The organism is Frigoribacterium sp. MCBA15_019 (genome assembly GCF_001864945.1).
Classification (GTDB): Bacteria; Actinomycetota; Actinomycetes; order Actinomycetales; family Microbacteriaceae; genus Frigoribacterium.
Genome location: NZ_MJGS01000012.1, coordinates 265,142 through 281,546 on the forward strand (window position 1 = coordinate 265,142; position 16,405 = coordinate 281,546).

At 67.1% G+C, this 16,405-nt stretch carries 25 protein-coding genes and 1 pseudogene; 25 read left to right on the forward strand and 1 reads right to left on the reverse strand.

Annotation, left to right across the window (positions count from 1 at the left end):
* The first annotated feature begins 22 nt into the window (after positions 1-22).
* From BIV04_RS10490 to map, 25 genes and pseudogenes are all read left to right on the forward strand, one after another.
* Positions 23-1,016: pseudogene (locus tag BIV04_RS10490) on the forward strand (DNA topoisomerase IB).
* A 103-nt stretch (positions 1,017-1,119) separates the two neighbouring features.
* Positions 1,120-1,959: a DarT ssDNA thymidine ADP-ribosyltransferase family protein gene (locus BIV04_RS10495; RefSeq protein WP_054145421.1), complete on the forward strand. Its 840-nt coding sequence runs from the start codon at positions 1,120-1,122 to the stop codon at positions 1,957-1,959.
* Between the two features lie 397 nt (positions 1,960-2,356).
* Complete coding sequence (gene rpsJ / locus BIV04_RS10500; protein WP_043593369.1) at positions 2,357-2,665, forward strand: 30S ribosomal protein S10; 309 nt, start codon at positions 2,357-2,359, stop codon at positions 2,663-2,665.
* 16 nt (positions 2,666-2,681) lie between these two features.
* Positions 2,682-3,332, forward strand: coding sequence for a 50S ribosomal protein L3 (rplC, locus tag BIV04_RS10505; protein ID WP_167599061.1), 651 nt, complete (start codon positions 2,682-2,684; stop codon positions 3,330-3,332).
* A gap of 3 nt (positions 3,333-3,335) precedes the next feature.
* On the forward strand, positions 3,336-3,998 hold the full coding sequence (gene rplD / locus BIV04_RS10510; protein WP_054145422.1) for a 50S ribosomal protein L4: 663 nt from the start codon (positions 3,336-3,338) through the stop codon (positions 3,996-3,998).
* Positions 3,995-4,294: a 50S ribosomal protein L23 gene (gene rplW / locus BIV04_RS10515; protein WP_043593363.1), complete on the forward strand. Its 300-nt coding sequence runs from the start codon at positions 3,995-3,997 to the stop codon at positions 4,292-4,294. Before rplD ends, rplW begins: the two co-directional genes overlap by 4 nt.
* Before the next feature lie 18 nt (positions 4,295-4,312).
* A complete protein-coding gene (gene rplB / locus BIV04_RS10520) occupies positions 4,313-5,152 on the forward strand; it encodes a 50S ribosomal protein L2 (RefSeq protein ID WP_054145423.1) in 840 nt (279 codons plus the stop codon).
* Positions 5,153-5,164: 12 nt separating this feature from the next.
* Positions 5,165-5,446, forward strand: a complete 282-nt coding sequence (gene rpsS, locus BIV04_RS10525; RefSeq protein ID WP_043593360.1) for a 30S ribosomal protein S19 — start codon at positions 5,165-5,167, stop codon at positions 5,444-5,446.
* Between the two features lie 25 nt (positions 5,447-5,471).
* Complete coding sequence (rplV, locus tag BIV04_RS10530; protein WP_043593358.1) at positions 5,472-5,864, forward strand: 50S ribosomal protein L22; 393 nt, start codon at positions 5,472-5,474, stop codon at positions 5,862-5,864.
* Entirely contained in the window at positions 5,864-6,643 is a 780-nt protein-coding gene (gene rpsC / locus BIV04_RS10535) for a 30S ribosomal protein S3 (protein WP_043593357.1), read from the forward strand. The genes rplV and rpsC overlap by 1 nt, the downstream gene beginning before the upstream one ends.
* 2 nt (positions 6,644-6,645) lie before the next feature.
* On the forward strand, positions 6,646-7,065 hold the full coding sequence (gene rplP / locus BIV04_RS10540; protein ID WP_043593355.1) for a 50S ribosomal protein L16: 420 nt from the start codon (positions 6,646-6,648) through the stop codon (positions 7,063-7,065).
* Positions 7,065-7,388 carry a 50S ribosomal protein L29 gene (rpmC, locus tag BIV04_RS10545; RefSeq protein ID WP_054145424.1) on the forward strand — a complete coding sequence of 108 codons (324 nt, stop codon included), beginning with the start codon at positions 7,065-7,067 and terminating at the stop codon, positions 7,386-7,388. The genes rplP and rpmC overlap by 1 nt, the downstream gene beginning before the upstream one ends.
* Positions 7,388-7,684, forward strand: coding sequence for a 30S ribosomal protein S17 (gene rpsQ / locus BIV04_RS10550; RefSeq protein ID WP_071256223.1), 297 nt, complete (start codon positions 7,388-7,390; stop codon positions 7,682-7,684). Before rpmC ends, rpsQ begins: the two co-directional genes overlap by 1 nt.
* Before the next feature lie 34 nt (positions 7,685-7,718).
* Positions 7,719-8,087: a 50S ribosomal protein L14 gene (gene rplN / locus BIV04_RS10555; RefSeq protein WP_043593350.1), complete on the forward strand. Its 369-nt coding sequence runs from the start codon at positions 7,719-7,721 to the stop codon at positions 8,085-8,087.
* 3 nt (positions 8,088-8,090) lie between these two features.
* Positions 8,091-8,450 (forward strand): 50S ribosomal protein L24, encoded by a 360-nt coding sequence (gene rplX / locus BIV04_RS10560; protein WP_043593348.1) that lies wholly within the window; start codon positions 8,091-8,093, stop codon positions 8,448-8,450.
* A complete protein-coding gene (gene rplE / locus BIV04_RS10565) occupies positions 8,450-9,037 on the forward strand; it encodes a 50S ribosomal protein L5 (RefSeq protein WP_043593346.1) in 588 nt (195 codons plus the stop codon). Before rplX ends, rplE begins: the two co-directional genes overlap by 1 nt.
* 141 nt (positions 9,038-9,178) lie before the next feature.
* Positions 9,179-9,577, forward strand: a complete 399-nt coding sequence (gene rpsH, locus BIV04_RS10570; RefSeq protein WP_043593344.1) for a 30S ribosomal protein S8 — start codon at positions 9,179-9,181, stop codon at positions 9,575-9,577.
* A gap of 6 nt (positions 9,578-9,583) precedes the next feature.
* Positions 9,584-10,120, forward strand: coding sequence for a 50S ribosomal protein L6 (gene rplF, locus BIV04_RS10575; RefSeq protein ID WP_043593343.1), 537 nt, complete (start codon positions 9,584-9,586; stop codon positions 10,118-10,120).
* A 2-nt stretch (positions 10,121-10,122) separates the two neighbouring features.
* Positions 10,123-10,494, forward strand: coding sequence for a 50S ribosomal protein L18 (gene rplR, locus BIV04_RS10580; RefSeq protein WP_043593341.1), 372 nt, complete (start codon positions 10,123-10,125; stop codon positions 10,492-10,494).
* Complete coding sequence (gene rpsE / locus BIV04_RS10585) at positions 10,491-11,231, forward strand: 30S ribosomal protein S5 (protein ID WP_043593339.1); 741 nt, start codon at positions 10,491-10,493, stop codon at positions 11,229-11,231. Before rplR ends, rpsE begins: the two co-directional genes overlap by 4 nt.
* Entirely contained in the window at positions 11,231-11,416 is a 186-nt protein-coding gene (rpmD, locus tag BIV04_RS10590) for a 50S ribosomal protein L30 (protein ID WP_043593338.1), read from the forward strand. Before rpsE ends, rpmD begins: the two co-directional genes overlap by 1 nt.
* The gene (rplO, locus tag BIV04_RS10595; protein ID WP_083396354.1) at positions 11,416-12,051 is read left to right on the forward strand and encodes a 50S ribosomal protein L15; all 636 of its coding nucleotides are present in this window, start codon (positions 11,416-11,418) and stop codon (positions 12,049-12,051) included. Before rpmD ends, rplO begins: the two co-directional genes overlap by 1 nt.
* A gap of 72 nt (positions 12,052-12,123) precedes the next feature.
* Positions 12,124-13,446 (forward strand): preprotein translocase subunit SecY, encoded by a 1,323-nt coding sequence (gene secY, locus BIV04_RS10600; RefSeq protein ID WP_043593336.1) that lies wholly within the window; start codon positions 12,124-12,126, stop codon positions 13,444-13,446.
* Complete coding sequence (locus tag BIV04_RS10605; RefSeq protein ID WP_071256224.1) at positions 13,443-14,063, forward strand: adenylate kinase; 621 nt, start codon at positions 13,443-13,445, stop codon at positions 14,061-14,063. Before secY ends, BIV04_RS10605 begins: the two co-directional genes overlap by 4 nt.
* Before the next feature lie 4 nt (positions 14,064-14,067).
* The gene (gene map / locus BIV04_RS10610) at positions 14,068-14,901 is read left to right on the forward strand and encodes a type I methionyl aminopeptidase (RefSeq protein WP_071256225.1); all 834 of its coding nucleotides are present in this window, start codon (positions 14,068-14,070) and stop codon (positions 14,899-14,901) included.
* Between the two features lie 50 nt (positions 14,902-14,951).
* Here the strand turns inward: map and BIV04_RS10615 are convergent, their stop codons facing one another.
* Entirely contained in the window at positions 14,952-16,148 is a 1,197-nt protein-coding gene (locus BIV04_RS10615) for an LCP family protein (RefSeq protein ID WP_255364257.1), read from the reverse strand.
* Positions 16,149-16,405 lie beyond the last annotated feature (257 nt).

The window sequence follows — 16,405 nt, forward strand, 5'->3', positions numbered from 1 at the left end:
ACGGGCGGTGTTCACTCGACCGATGCCGCGCCTCCGGAGGACCGATTCGAGTCGACCCGGGTTGACCCGGGTCCGAGCGGGACGAGGATTCTCGTACCGCACCGCCGACGGGACTGCCGTCGCGGACGTCGAACTACGGGGCCGCATCGAGCACCTCGCGATCCCACCGGCCTGGACCGACGTCTGGATCTCGCCGTACGACAACGGCCACATCCAGGCCACGGGCGTGGACGCCGCAGGTCGGCGTCAGTACATCTACCACCCGACCTGGCGTGAGCAGAAGGATCGCATCAAGTTCGACCGTGCCCTCGCCCTCGCCGAGTCGCTGCCGACCGCCCGCCGGTTCGTGACGCGCGACCTCCGCCTCGACGGTGCCGGGCGAGAGCGCGTCCTGGCCGCCGCCTTCCGCATGCTCGACACCGGCTCCCTACGTGTGGGGTCCGAGCGCTACGCGCAGGAGCACGGCAGCCACGGGCTCTCGACCCTGCTCTGTGCTCACGCGACCGTCTCCGGCGACACGGTGTCGCTTGCCTTCCCCGGCAAGAGCGGTCAGGACTGGGACTCCGAGATCCGCGACGCCGACCTGGCCTCCGTCGTCCGCAGCCTGAAACGGCGTGGCGGGCGGGCCCGGTTGCTCGCCTGGAAGGCCGACGTCGGGGGAGCGGAGGAGGCGCGCGCGGCCTGGCACCCGCTGCGAGCGACCGAGATCAACGAGTACGTCAAGGACAAGGCGGGTGACGAGTTCACCGCGAAGGACTTCCGCACCCTGCACGGGACCGTCGCCGCCGCCGTCAGCCTGGCCCGCTCCGGGCCGCAGGCGGCGGCCTCCCGCCAGGCGAGGTCCCTCGCGCAGGCGATGCGCGACGCCGCCGCCGTGCTCGGCAACACCCCGGCCATCGCGAAGTCCTCGTACGTCGATCCCCGACTGGTCGACGCGTACCGTCCACGGGGAGACCATCGACCCGGCCCGCCTGCACGCGGCAGAATCCGAGGTCCGGGCCCTGCTGTTCCGCTGAGCCCGCGGGCTGCCGTCGTCGCCCTCGGTCTGCGGGCGGCCCCCGTCGTGACGTAACCTAGAGGGTCGCGTCCCGTTCGGGGCGCCCGAGAGGAACAACTGCAGTGACTGACGAGTGCATCCACGGATTCGAGCGAGAGTTGTGCGACATCTGTGCTCCCCGCAAGCGCGAGGGCGTCGCCGACGGCATGCCCTCGACCGCCGCACGGTCGGTCACCACCCGCCGCCGCCCCTCCAACCGCAAGCCCGAGTCGTTGCGCAGCACGCCCGCGCTCGCCCGTGACTCGGCCGCCGTGGCCGTGGCCGCCCAGTCGGCTGCCACTCCCGTCCCCGAGTTCTCGACCCAGCGTGCCTACCACTGGACCCACGTGTCGAATCTGCCCGCCATCCTCGAGGCCGGTGCCCTGCAGGCGGGTGCGACTCCCGTGCTCGACGTCAGCTCCGAGGCCACGCGGGCCCTCCGCGCCTCCGTCACGACCGCTTCGGGTCAGCCCGTCGCCGCCCACGTGCCGTTCTCGCTGTCGCCCCACGCGACCGCCTGGGACGCCGTCCGTACCGGCGCCGAGGGCTACGAATGGTCCGATGCCGCACGCGAGGCCCGCGCCATCGACTTCGTCATGCTCGTCGTGCCCGTAGCCTCCCTCGGCGACGACTTCGTCGTGACCGAGGGCGACGCAGCCGTCGAGGGCGTCCGCGCGGCCGCGGGACTGGACGACGCCTCGTCGATGGTCCGCCGTTTCAGCCTGAAGGACCCCGATCTGCTCGGACCCGAAGTGCTCGTCCCCGGCTCGGTGCCCTTCTCCTCGGTGACCCTCGTGGGCGTCCCGAACGACAAGGTCCGCGACGCCGTGAAGGACACGCTCGCCGAGCTGGGTGCCGACGCACCGCGCGTCGCCGTCTACCCGCCGTGGTTCCGGCCGGCCCCGGTCGTCGAAGCGGTCTGAGATCCGCGACACGCCCGGGTTGCAGCAAATGCAGGCGTGTGGCAAAATCGTCTAGTTCAACATTTCGAGCCTGGCCTCTGCGCCGGGTGTCGGATCACTGCCAGGCAGTGCACAGACGCAAGGCGTCTGGGCCGCGGGTAGCAGGACACATCTCACAACGAAACCATCGCCGTGGCCATCGGTCGCGGTGCGCCGGGGCGAAGCCCTGGGTGCAGGTGGCGGTGGCGAAGATGGCCCTCCCCGGGTCCTTCCTCGCGGGCACCGACCGGTTTCGGCAGATGGATTGACACAAGAACAGCGGTACGCGAGAGACACGTAGTGCCAACAGATGTTCGCCCAGCGAACAGCGTCAGGCGGCCCCCGAGGTGCGCGACGTCCGAACGAGAGAGAGTCACACATGGCGGGACAGAAGATCCGCATCCGACTTAAGTCGTACGACCACGAGGTCATCGACACTTCCGCGCGCAAGATCGTCGACACGGTCACCCGCGCGGGCGCTACGGTCGTCGGCCCCGTGCCGCTCCCGACCGAGAAGAACGTGGTCGTCGTGATCCGTTCGCCCCACAAGTACAAGGACTCGCGCGAGCACTTCGAGAAGCGCACGCACAAGCGCCTCATCGACATCGTCGACCCGACGCCGAAGGCCGTCGACTCGCTCATGCGTCTCGACCTGCCTGCCGACGTCAACATCGAGATCAAGCTGTAGGGGGGCGACCATGACCATCAGCACCACCAAGAACGTCAAGGGCCTGCTCGGCAAGAAGCTCGGCATGACCCAGGTCTGGGACGAGAACAACAAGCTCGTCCCCGTCACCGTCGTCGAGATCGCCCCGAACGTCGTGACCCAGGTCCGCTCGCTCGAGAAGGACGGCTACACCGCCGTCCAGATCGCGGCCGGCCAGATCGACCCCCGCAAGTCGAACAAGCCCGCCACGGGTCACTTCGACGCAGCGGGCGTCACGCCCCGCCGCCACCTCACCGAGGTCCGCACCGCCGACGCCGCCGAGTACGCACTCGGTCAAGAGCTCACGGTCGACACCTTCGAAGCCGGCCAGAAGGTCGACGTCGTCGGAACCTCCAAGGGCAAGGGCTTCGCCGGTGTCATGAAGCGTCACAACTTCAAGGGCGTCAGCGCATCGCACGGTGCGCACCGCAACCACCGCAAGCCCGGTTCGATCGGCGCCTCCTCGACCCCCAGCCGTGTCTTCAAGGGCATGCGCATGGCCGGTCGCATGGGTGGCGAGCGCGTCACCATCCTCAACCTCACGGTGCACGCCGTCGACGCCGAGAAGGGTCTGCTGCTCGTCAAGGGCGCCGTCCCCGGTGCTCGTGGCCGCATCGTTTTCGTCCGCACCGCCGTGAAGGGGAAGTAGCTCATGGCCACCACTACCGCATCGGCCACCTCGGTCGACGTCGTCGACGCCAAGGGCCAGAAGACCAGCACGGTCGAGCTCCCCGTCGAGCTGTTCGACGTCGTCACGAACGTCCCGCTCATCCACCAGGTCGTCGTCGCCCAGCAGGCCGCCGCCCGTCAGGGCACGCACAAGACCAAGCGTCGCGGCGAGGTCTCCGGCGCCGGCCGCAAGCCGTTCAAGCAGAAGGGCACCGGCCGCGCCCGTCAGGGTTCGATCCGCGCTCCTCAGATGACCGGCGGTGGCATCGTCCACGGTCCGCAGCCCCGCGACTACGCCCAGCGCACCCCCAAGAAGATGATCGCCGCAGCCCTGCTCGGTGCGTTGTCCGACCGCGCTCGTGGCGCCCGCGTCCACGTCGTCGAGAGCTTCGTCGCCGACTCGATCTCGACCAAGGTCGCCCTCGACCTGCTCGCGTCGATCGCCTCGAGCAAGCACGTCCTGGTCGTCACCGACCGCGACGACACGCTGACCCTCAAGAGCGTCCGCAACGTGCCCACGGTCCACGTGATCACGTTCGACCAGCTGAACGCCTACGACGTCCTCGTCAGCGACGACATCGTCTTCACGAAGAGCGCCTTCGACGGCTTCGTCGCCTCGAAGACCAAGAAGGAGGCCACCGCATGAGCGGCTACGGAAAAGACCCCCGCGACGTCATCATCGCGCCCGTCGTCTCCGAGAAGAGCTACTCCCTGATCGACCAGGGCAAGTACACCTTCCTCGTGGACCCGCGTTCGAACAAGACCGAGATCAAGCTCGCCATCGAGAAGATCTTCGACGTCAAGGTCGACAGCATCAACACGCTCAACCGAACGGGCAAGACCCGTCGCACCCGCTTCGGCACCGGCAAGCGCAAGGACACCAAGCGCGCCATCGTCACGCTGAAGTCCGGTTCCATCGACATCTTCACGGCTGTCGGCTAGGGAGCAGAGGCATAAATCATGGCAATTCGTAACTACAAGCCCACGACCCCGGGTCGCCGCGGTTCGTCGGTCGCCGACTTCGCGGAGATCACGCGTTCGACGCCCGAGAAGTCGCTGCTGCGCCCGCTCTCGAAGTCCGGTGGCCGCAACAACGCCGGTCGCATCACGACCCGTCACATCGGTGGTGGCCACAAGCGCCAGTACCGCGTGATCGACTTCCGTCGCAACGACAAGGACGGCGTCAACGCCAAGGTCGCTCACATCGAGTACGACCCCAACCGCACGGCTCGCATCGCGCTCCTGCACTTCGTGGACGGCACCAAGCGATACATCATCGCGCCGAACAAGCTGAAGCAGGGCGACGTCGTCGAGTCGGGTGCCGCCGCCGACATCAAGCCCGGCAACAACCTGCCGCTCAAGAACATCCCGGTCGGTACCGTCATCCACGCCATCGAGCTCAAGCCCGGTGGAGGCGCGAAGATGGCCCGCTCGGCCGGTGCGTCGGTGCGTCTCGTCGCCAAGGACGGCCCCTACGCGCAGCTCCGTCTGCCGTCGGGCGAGGTCCGCAACGTCGACGCCCGCTGCCGCGCCACGATCGGCGAGGTCGGCAACGCCGAGCAGTCGAACATCAACTGGGGTAAGGCCGGCCGCATGCGCTGGAAGGGCGTCCGCCCGACCGTGCGTGGTGTCGCCATGAACCCCGTCGACCACCCGCACGGTGGTGGTGAGGGCAAGACCTCCGGTGGACGTCACCCGGTCAGCCCGTGGGGCCAGAAAGAGGGCCGCACGCGTCACCCCAACAAAGAGAGCGACAAGCTCATCGTCCGTCGTCGTAACGCTGGCAAGAAGCGTAAGTAGGAGTTGTAGAAGATGCCACGCAGTCTTAAGAAGGGCCCCTTCGTTGACGACCACCTGCTTCGCAAGGTCGTCTCGCAGAACGAGGCCAGCACCAAGAACGTCATCAAGACCTGGTCGCGCCGTTCGATGATCGTCCCCAACATGCTTGGGCACACCATCGCCGTGCACGACGGACGCAAGCACATCCCCGTGTTCGTGACCGAGAGCATGATCGGCCACAAGCTCGGTGAGTTCGCGCCCACCCGCACCTTCCGTGGTCACGTGAAGGACGACAAGAAGGGTCGTCGCCGCTAACGCGGCGACGTGAAGGAGGAGAGAAATGGTGGAGTCGATCGCACGCGTGCGTCACATCCGCGTCACCCCCATGAAGGCCCGTCGTGTCGTCAACCTGATCCGCGGCAAGCAGGCCGCCGAGGCTCTGGCGATCCTGAAGTTCGCGCCTCAGGGCGCCAGCGAGCCCGTCTACAAGCTCGTCGCGTCGGCCATGGCCAACGCTCGGGTCAAGGCGGACGCCTCGAACAGCTACCTCGACGAGCAGGACCTGTACATCAGTCGTGCATTCGTCGACCAGGGCGCCACCCTCAAGCGGTTCCAGCCGCGTGCACAGGGCCGCGCCTTCAAGATCCTGAAGCGCACCAGCCACATCACGATCGTCCTCTCGACGCCTGATGAGGTCGAGGCTGCCGACGCTACGAAGAAGGCGAGCAAGTAATGGGCCAGAAAGTCAACCCGTACGGCTTCCGTCTGGGCATCACCACCGACCACGTGTCGCGGTGGTTCACCGACAGCACCAAGCCGGGACAGCGTTACAGCGACTACGTCGCCGAGGACGTCAAGATCCGCACCCTGCTCAAGACCTCGCTCGACCGCGCCGGCGTGGCCAAGATCGAGATCGAGCGCACCCGTGACCGTGTCCGCGTCGACATCCACACCGCCCGTCCGGGCATCGTGATCGGTCGTCGTGGCGCCGAGGCCGAGCGCATCCGCGGCGACCTCGAGAAGCTCACGAGCAAGCAGATCCAGCTGAACATCCTCGAGGTCAAGAACCCCGAGGCCGAGGCCCAGCTCGTCGCCCAGGGCATCGCCGAGCAGCTCGCTGCTCGCGTGGCGTTCCGTCGCGCGATGCGCAAGGGGCTCCAGGGTGCTCAGCGTGCCGGTGCCAAGGGTGTCCGCATCCAGGTGTCGGGCCGTCTCGGCGGCGCCGAGATGAGCCGCTCGGAGTTCTACCGCGAGGGTCGCGTCCCCCTGCACACCCTCCGCGCCAACATCGACTACGGCTTCTACGAGGCCAAGACCACCTTCGGTCGCATCGGTGTCAAGGTCTGGATCTACAAGGGCGACATCACCAACAAGGAGCTCGCGCGCGAGCAGGCGAACCAGAAGTCGTCTCGCCCCGAGCGCCGCAACGACCGTGACGGCGCCCGCCGCGGCGGGGGCGACCGCGCTCCCCGCGAGCAGAAGGCACCCGCCACCACAGGAGCTGAGGCGTAACCATGCTTATCCCCCGTCGTGTCAAGCACCGCAAGCAGCACCACCCCGGCCGCAGTGGCCAGGCCACTGGTGGCACCAAGGTCAGCTTCGGTGAGTACGGCATCCAGGCCCTCACGCCCGCTTACGTGACTAACCGTCAGATCGAGTCCGCTCGTATCGCGATGACGCGTCACATCAAGCGTGGCGGAAAGGTGTGGATCAACATCTACCCCGACCGTCCCCTCACGAAGAAGCCCGCCGAGACCCGCATGGGTTCCGGTAAGGGCTCGCCCGAGTGGTGGGTCGCGAACGTCAAGCCGGGTCGCGTGCTCTTCGAGCTCAGCGGCGTGAGCGAGGAGATCGCCAAAGAGGCGCTCACTCGCGCAATCCACAAGCTGCCCCTCAAGGCACGCATCATCAAGCGCGAGGAGGGCGACGCATAATGGCGATCGGTTCCAAGGAGCTCCGTCCTGTCGAGCTCGACACATTCGAAGACGAGCGTCTCGTCGATGAGCTGAAGAAGGCGAAGGAAGAACTCTTCAACCTCCGCTTCCAGTCGGCCACCGGCCAGCTCGAGAGCCACGGCCGCCTGCGTGCCGTGAAGCGCGACATCGCTCGCATCTACACGGTCCTGCGTGAGCGCGAGCTCGGCATCCGTGCCACCCCCGCCCCGGTCGAGGCGGCCCCCAAGGCTGCCAAGAAGTCGACCAAGAAGGCTGACAAGCCGGCCGAGACGGCTGACGAGACCGCCGAGGAGAGCAAGTAATGGCCACCGAGAACAAGACCGAGGTCGACTCGGCTGCCGTCGAGGTCCGCGGCTACCGCAAGACGCGTCGCGGCTACGTCACCAGCGACAAGATGGAGAAGACCATCGTCGTCGAGGTCGAGGACCGCGTGAAGCACCCCCTGTACGGCAAGGTCATCCGCCGCACGTCCAAGGTCAAGGTCCACGACGAGGCCAACGCGGCCGGTGTCGGCGACCTCGTCGTGATCAGCGAGACCCGTCCGCTCAGCGCCTCCAAGCGCTGGCGCCTGGTCGAGATCCTCGAGAAGGCGAAGTAGGCCTCGCGGCCTGCTTGCGTAGAAGGAGACACAAGTGATTCAGCAAGAATCCCGCCTCAAGATCGCCGACAACACTGGGGCAAAAGAGATCCTCACCATCCGCGTCCTCGGTGGCTCCGGCCGTCGTTACGCCGGCTTGGGTGACGTGATCGTCGCCACGGTGAAGGACGCCATCCCCGGTGGCAACGTGAAGAAGGGTGACGTCGTCAAGGCCGTCATCGTTCGCACCAAGAAAGAGGTCCGTCGTCCGGACGGCTCTTACATCAAGTTCGACGAGAACGCCGCAGTGATCCTGAAGGCCGACGGAGACCCCCGCGGAACCCGCATCTTCGGACCGGTCGGTCGCGAACTCCGCGACAAGAAGTTCATGAAGATCATCTCGCTGGCGCCGGAGGTTATCTAAGTCATGGCAAACATCAAGAAGGGTGACCTCGTGCAGGTCATCACCGGTGCCTCGCAGGCCCGCGGCGGAGACCGCGGCAAGCAGGGCAAGGTCCTCGAGGTGCTCGTCGAGCGCAACCGCGTGGTCGTCGAAGGCGTCAACTTCGTCACCAAGCACGTGCGTGTCGGCCAGACCCAGCGCGGTTCCAAGACCGGTGGCATCGAGACGCACGAGGCACCGATCCACGTGTCGAACGTCGCCGTCGTCGACCCCAAGACCAAGAAGCCGACCCGCGTCGGCTTCCGCGAAGAGACGGTCACCAAGGACGGCGTGTCCAAGACCGTTCGCGTCCGTTACGCCAAGAAGTCTGGTGAGAACCTCTGATGACCGACACCACCACGCAGGCCGCCACGGCCCTCCCGCGGCTGAAGGCCAAGTACCGCGCCGAGATCATCGAGCAGCTGAAGTCGGACTTCGGCTTCACGAACGTGCACCAGGTGCCCGGACTCGTGAAGATCGTCGTCAACACCGGTGTCGGTGAGGCCGCTCGCGACAGCAAGATCATCGACGGTGCCATCAAGGACCTGACGGCCATCACCGGCCAGAAGCCCCAGGTCACCAAGGCTCGCAAGTCCATCGCGCAGTTCAAGCTCCGCGAGGGCCAGCCCATCGGTGCTCACGTCACGCTCCGCGGCGACCGCGCCTGGGAGTTCCTCGACCGACTGCTGTCGCTCGCGCTTCCGCGCATCCGTGACTTCCGTGGTCTGAGCGACCGCCAGTTCGACGGCAACGGCAACTACACCTTCGGTCTCAACGAGCAGAGCATGTTCCACGAGATCGATCAGGACCGCATCGACCGCGTCCGTGGCTTCGACATCACCGTCGTCACGACCGCCAAGAACGACGACGAAGGTCGCGCGCTGCTCAAGGCGCTCGGGTTCCCGTTCCGTTCGGCCGACTCGGCCAACTAAGATCGTCCGGTCGGCAACTCTCTCGAAGAGTTGCCGGCCGTTCCCCTGAGGTCGACGAGAACCGCTCGTCGACCAATCGATCGCCCAGGTCGGCACCCGGTGTACCGGATGTCGAAACCGGACGAGAAAGTGACAAACCGCATGACGATGACAGATCCGGTCGCAGACCTGCTGACCAGACTGCGCAACGCGAACTCGGCTTTCCACGAGACCGTGTCGCTCCCGAGCAGCAAGCTCAAGTCCCACATCGCCGAGATCCTCAAGCGCGAGGGTTTCATCGAGTCGTGGAAGGTCGAAGACGCCCGCGTGGGCCAGACCCTCACGATCGACCTCAAGTACGGCCCCGCCCGTGAGCGCTCCATCAAGGGCATCAAGCGCGTGTCGAAGCCCGGCCTCCGCGTCTACGCCAAGTCGACCGAGATCCCCCAGGTGCTCGGTGGCCTCGGTGTCGCCATCCTGTCGACTTCCTCCGGTCTGCTGACCGACCGTGAGGCCCAGAAGAAGGGCGTAGGCGGAGAAGTCCTCGCCTACGTGTGGTAACTCGTCATGTCTCGAATCGGAAGACTCCCCATCTCGATCCCTGCCGGGGTCGACGTGAAGATCGACGGCCAGGCCGTCAGCGTCAAGGGCCCCAAGGGTGAGCTGTCGCTCGTCGTCAAGAGCCCCATCGAAGCCAAGATCGAAGAAGGCACGGTCGTCGTGACCCGTCCGGACGACGAGCGCGAGTCGCGTTCGCTCCACGGCCTCACGCGCACCCTGATCGCCAACCAGATCATCGGCGTCACCGAGGGCTACACCAAGGGCCTCGAGGTCGTCGGAACCGGCTACCGCGTCCAGGCCAAGGGCTCGAACGTCGAGTTCGCCCTGGGCTACTCGCACCCCATCACCGTCGAGCCGCCCGCGGGCATCAGCTTCACGGTCGAGGGCAACAACAAGCTCACCGTCGTCGGGATCGACAAGCAGGCCGTCGGCGAGATGGCTGCCAACATCCGCAAGCTGCGCAAGCCCGAGCCCTACAAGGGCAAGGGTGTCCGCTACGCCGGCGAGGTCGTCCGCCGCAAGGCCGGAAAGTCAGGTAAGTAATCATGGGTCTCGGTACACGAGGAAAAAGCAAGTCGGCTGCCACCAAGCGCCGTCACACCCGCCTGCGCAAGAAGGTCGTGGGCACCGAAGAGCGCCCCCGTCTCGTCGTCACCCGTTCGGCCCGGCACGTCTTCGTGCAGGTCGTCGACGACAGCAAGGGCTTCACCGTCGCCAGCGCATCGACCCTCGAGGCCGACCTGCGCACGTTCGACGGTGACAAGACCGCGAAGTCCCGCAAGGTCGGCGAGCTCGTCGCCGAGCGTGCGAAGGCTGCGGGCATCGAGGCCGTCGTGTTCGATCGCGGCGGCAACAAGTACGCCGGACGCGTCGCGGCCATCGCCGAAGGCGCCCGAGAGGCTGGTTTGAACCTGTGAGCGACGCTACGAACACCACTCCCCCCGCAGAGACCGAAGCGACCAAGGCGCCGGCTGAGGCCGTCGTCGAGCGTCCCGTCGAGACCGCTGCCGGCTCGGAGTCGAACAACCGCGAGGGTGGTCGCACCGACCGCCGTGGCGGCCAGGGTCGCGGTGACCGCAACCAGGGTGGCCGCGGACGCGGCGACCGTGACGACAAGAGCCAGTTCCTGGAGCGCGTCGTCACGATCAACCGCGTGTCGAAGGTCGTCAAGGGCGGTCGTCGCTTCAGCTTCACCGCGCTCGTCGTCGTCGGTGACGGCAACGGCCTGGTCGGTGTCGGCTACGGCAAGGCCCGAGAGGTCCCCACGGCCATCAGCAAGGGCGTCGAAGAGGCCAAGAAGAACTTCTTCCGCGTCCCGCGCATCGGCAACACGATCCCGCACCCCGTGCAGGGCGAGGCCGCTGCCGGCGTCGTCATGCTGCGTCCGGCTTCGGCCGGTACCGGTGTCATCGCCGGTGGTCCCGTCCGCGCCGTGCTCGAGTGCGCCGGCGTGCACGACGTCCTGAGCAAGTCGCTCGGTTCGTCGAACACGATCAACATCGTCCACGCCACGGTCGAGGCGCTGCAGCAGCTCGAAGAGCCGCGCGCCGTCGCCGCCCGTCGTGGACTCGACATCGACGCTGTCATGCCGGCCTTTATGGTCCGTGCCGAGCAGGCAGCTCGTACCGCCGCAACCGAGAAGGCAGGTGCCTGATGGCCGCCAACCTCAAGGTGACCCAGATCAAGTCCGTAATCAGCGAGAAGCAGAACCAGCGTGACACGCTGCGGAGCCTGGGCCTCAAGCGCATCGGCCAGTCGGTCGTTCGCGAGGACACCAAGCAGAACCGCGGCTACGTCAACACGGTCGCCCACCTCGTGAAGGTCGAGGAGATTGACTAATGGCTGACGAGAAGAACGAGGCCGCCGCGAAGGCCGCCCCGAAGAAGGCCGCCGCCCCCAAGGCGACGACCACCAAGGCAGCAGCTCCCAAGGCCGCAGCCAAGAAGCCGGCAGCCGACAAGGCCGCTGCTTCGACGGGGTCGACCACCAAGGTCGCTCCCGCCTCGACGACGTCCTCCGACGACGTCGCGCGTCCCCAGGTGCTCAAGGTGCACCACCTTCGTCCGGCTCCCGGTGCCAAGAAGGCGAAGACGCGCGTCGGTCGTGGTGAGGGCTCGAAGGGTAAGACGGCCGGTCGTGGCACCAAGGGTCAGAAGGCCCGGTACCAGGTCAAGGTCGGCTTCGAGGGTGGCCAGATGCCGCTCCACATGCGTACTCCGAAGCTGCGCGGGTTCAAGAACCCGTTCCGCGTCGAGTACCAGGTGGTCAACCTCGACAAGCTGAACGAGCTCTACCCCCAGGGTGGTGACGTCACCGTCGGTGACCTCGTCGCCAAGGGTGCCGTTCGGAAGAACGAGAAGGTCAAGGTCCTCGGACAGGGCGATCTGAGCGTCAAGCTCACCGTCGCGGTCGACAAGGTCTCCGGCTCCGCCGAAGACAAGATCGTCGCCGCCGGCGGGTCCGTCAGCAAGTAAAAATCACCTGAGGGGGTGGTCCATCAGGGCCACCCCCATCAGTCGTCTATCCTTCATACCGGGAGGCCCCACGTGTTCAGAGCTGTCGCGCGCATCATGCGCACCCCCGACCTGCGTCGCAAGATCGGGTTCACGCTCGGCATCATCGCGCTCTTCCGGCTGGGTAGCTTCATCCCCGCGCCGTTCGTCGACTACCAGAACGTCCAGGCCTGCCTCGCCGGCAACCAGGGCACCTCGGGTCTCTACGAGCTCGTCAATCTGTTCAGCGGTGGCGCACTGCTGCAGCTGTCGGTCTTCGCGCTGGGCATCATGCCCTACATCACCTCGTCGATCATCGTGCAGTTGCTGCGAGTGGTCATCCCGCACTTCGACACCCTCTACAAAGAGGGCCAGTCCGGGCAGGCGAAACTCACGCAGTACACGCGGTACCTCACCATCGCCCTGGGCGTCCTCCAGTCGACGACCCTCATCACGGTGGCCCGCTCCGGCGCCCTGTTCGGCTCGTCGGGCATCGCCGAGTGCAGCCAGCTGATCACGAACGACGCCTGGTACGCCGTCATGCTCATGGTCGTCACGATGACCGCCGGCACCGGCCTCATCATGTGGATGGGCGAACTCATCACCGAGCGCGGCATCGGCAACGGCATGTCGCTGTTGATCTTCACTTCGATCGCCGCCCGCTTCCCGACCGCCCTCTGGAGCATCGCCCAGTCGCGCAGCTTCGAGATCTTCTTGCTCGTCATCGCCGTCGGTCTGATCATCATGGCGCTCGTCGTCTTCGTGGAGCAGTCCCAGCGGCGGATTCCCGTCCAGTACGCCAAACGCATGGTCGGCCGGCGAACCTACGGCGGAAACAACACGTACATCCCGATCAAGGTCAACATGGCGGGCGTCGTGCCGGTCATCTTCGCCTCGTCGCTGCTCTACCTCCCGGCCCTGGTCGCACAGTTCAACCAGCCCTCCGACGGCACGGCTCCGCCCGCGTGGGTCAGCTGGGTGCAGGCGAACCTCACCTCGGGTGACAACCCGCTCTACATGGTGCTGTACTTCGCGCTCATCGTCGGGTTCACGTACTTCTACGTCGCGATCACCTTCAACCCCGAAGAGGTCGCCGACAACATGAAGAAGTACGGCGGCTTCATCCCCGGCATCCGCGCCGGTCGCCCCACGGCCGAGTACCTCGACTACGTGCTGACGCGTGTGACGCTTCCCGGCGCCCTGTACCTCGGCATCATCGCGCTCATCCCGTTGATCGCCTTGGCCACGGTCGGTGCGAACCAGAACTTCCCCTTCGGAGGCGCCAGCATCCTGATCATCGTGGGTGTCGGTCTCGAGACGGTCAAGCAGATCGACTCGCAGCTCCAGCAGCGTCACTACGAGGGCCTGCTCCGATGAGCGCCGCTGAGACCCGACTCAGCCCGCGCCTCCTCATCGTCGGTCCCCCCGGGGCCGGCAAAGGCACCCAAGCGGTCGCCATCGCCGACTCGCTGGGCATCCCGGCGATCTCGACCGGTGACATCTTCCGCGCCAACGTCAAGAACGAGACCGAACTCGGCCTCAAGGTGAAGGCGATCCTCGACGCGGGCGACTACGTCCCGGACAGCCTCACCAACGAGCTCATCTCCGACCGGCTGTCGCAGGCCGACGCGGCCGAGGGCTTCCTCCTCGACGGTTACCCGCGCACCCTGCAGCAGGTCGAGTTCCTCGACGAGCACCTCGCCGAGCAGGGGCAGTCCCTGACGACCGTGGTCCAGCTCGTCGCCGACCGTGACGAGATCGTCGAGCGTCTCCGCAAGCGTGCCCTCGACCAGGGCCGTTCTGACGACACCGAAGACGCCATCCGCCACCGCCAGGACGTCTACCTCCGCGAGACCGCTCCCCTCATCGACACCTACCGAGAGCGTGGCCTGCTGGTCGAGGTCGACGGTCTGGGCAGCATCGACGAGGTCGCCGGGCGCATCGAGTCGGCCCTCGCCTCCCGCGGGTTCACGTCCGTCGCCTCGGCCTCCTGATCTCGTGGCGTTCCGCCGCTCCGGCATCTACAAGACCGCCGACGAACTCCGACGTCTGGTCGCGCCGGGACTCCTGACGGCCGCGTCTCTCGATGCCGTCCAGTCCGTCGTGCGACCGGGCGTGTCGACGCTCGAGCTCGACGCCGTCGCCGAGTCCGCCATCCGCGACGGTGGGGGAGAACCCAACTTCATGTTGGTGCCCGGGTACCGCCACACGGTGTGCGCATCGGTCGATGACGAGGTCGTCCACGGCATCCCGGGCTCCCGCGTCCTGGCGGCCGGCGACCTCGTCTCGATCGACAGCGGCGCGCAACTCGACGGGTGGAACGGTGACAGCGCACGCACCTTCGTCCTGGAAGACGCCGACCGCCCCGACGTCGTGGCCGAGCGCCGTCGCCTGAACGAGGTCACCGAGCAGTCCCTCTGGCACGGCATCGCCGCCTTGGCGTCCGCTTCGCACCTCAACGAGGTCGGTGGCGCCATCGAGGACTACATCGACGTGCAGGGCGACTACGGCATCATCGAGGACTACACCGGTCACGGCATCGGTCGGTCGATGCACGAGGACCCGCCCGTCTTCAACTACCGCGTCCGCGGACGTGGCCCCGCCGTCCGGCCGGGCCTGGTGATCGCCATCGAGCCCATGGTGACGTCCGGCGGAATCGACACGGTCACCCATGACGACGGGTGGACCGTCAGCACGCGCGACGGCTCGCTGGCCGCGCACTGGGAGCACTCGATCGCGGTGCACGCCGACGGCATCTGGGTGCTCACGGCACGCGACGGTGGTGCAGCCGGCCTGGCGCCGCTGGGTGTGACGCCCGTCCCGATCGCCTGACCCGCGCCTCCTCGGTCCGTCTCGGCGACGCCGAGGAGGCGCGCTGCGGCTCAGCGGGACGAGCCGACGCTGCAGGTGGCCTCGGCCGCGGACTGCCCCGTGATCGTCGAGGGCAGCGTGGTGGTCGGCGCGGCCGTCGCGGCCGGGTCGGCAGGTGCCGCCGACCCCGAGGTCGCGTCGGACGGCGTGGAGGTCGCTTCGGGTGCAGCGGGGGCCGTGGTCGCGACCGGTGCCGTCCCGTCCGCGACGGAGCCACGTCCCGCGCTGTCGTCGCCGAGGGTGAACTTCTCGTCGGCGTTCAGAGCGGCGTTGAGGGCTGCGGCGTCGGTCGTGGACTCGACCACCCGGTTCGAGTCGCGCGGGTCGTCGACGACCGGGTACTGGATGAAGACGATCCCGGCGGGCTGGATGTCCTTCAGTGCGAGGGCCAGGCGCACGAGCGTGTCGGGGGAGTTGAGGGTGGACGACAGGGTCATGTTGCTGAGAGCGGCCGAGGCGAGTTTGTAGAGCGTCGTCACGTCGCCGAGCGTGCCGCCCGAGATGATCTTGCGCATCATCGACGACAGGAAGACCTGCTGCGAACTGATGCGGGCGATGTCGCTGCCGTCGCCCACGCCGTGTCGGGTACGCAGGAAGGCCAGTGCCTCGGCACCCTGCAAGGGGTGGGTGCCCGCGGCCAGATCGATGCCCGAGTCGGTGTCGCGAATCGTCCGCGTGACGCAGACGTCGACCCCGCCGATCGCGTTCGACATCTCGATGACGCCGTCGAAGGTGATCTTGCCGGCGTAGGGGATCGCCAGCCCGGTCATGCCCTCGACCGTCTTGACGGTGCACGAGAGGCCACCGCGGCCGAGGGTCGTGTTGAACTGCACGTAGTCCTCGGCAGGGTAGACCTGGCCGTCCTCACCGACGCATTCGGGCACGTCGATCATGAGGTCACGGGGGAAGCTCACGGCCGTCAGCTGGGTGTGGTCCGCCGAGAGGTGGGCCAGGATCGTCACGTCGTTGCGGATGCCGTCCACCTCGCCGGCGTCGACCTGGCTGCCGTCGTCGCGTTCGTCGCTGCCCACCAGCAGGATGTTGGCACCGCCCTGGATGGCCGAGATATCGACCCCGGCGACCTCGTCCTCGTTGCCCAGCGAGACGGTCTGAACCCCGGAGGTCGCGGTGCGGACCGCGATCGCCGCGACGGACACGCCGCTCACGAGCACGACGGCCATCGCCCCGGCGACGAGGGCCAGCAGCATGCGGACGGGTCCTCGGCGGCGGAGTCGACCGTGGCGAGCGACCCCCCGAGGGGCAGAGGGGGTGGTCGAGCGGTCAGGCATGGTGCTCCCGGCAGTCGTGACGCGTACCCGACGAGACGACGACTGACGTGGTCGGCGGAGGTCGACGGGTGCTCCGGCGTGTCGGGTTGACCAGCCGGGTTGCTGAACTATACCGGCATCACCTAGGATCGATCTTTGGTGTTCCGTGTGCGTTTCTGCGCGCCTGGGCATCGCAT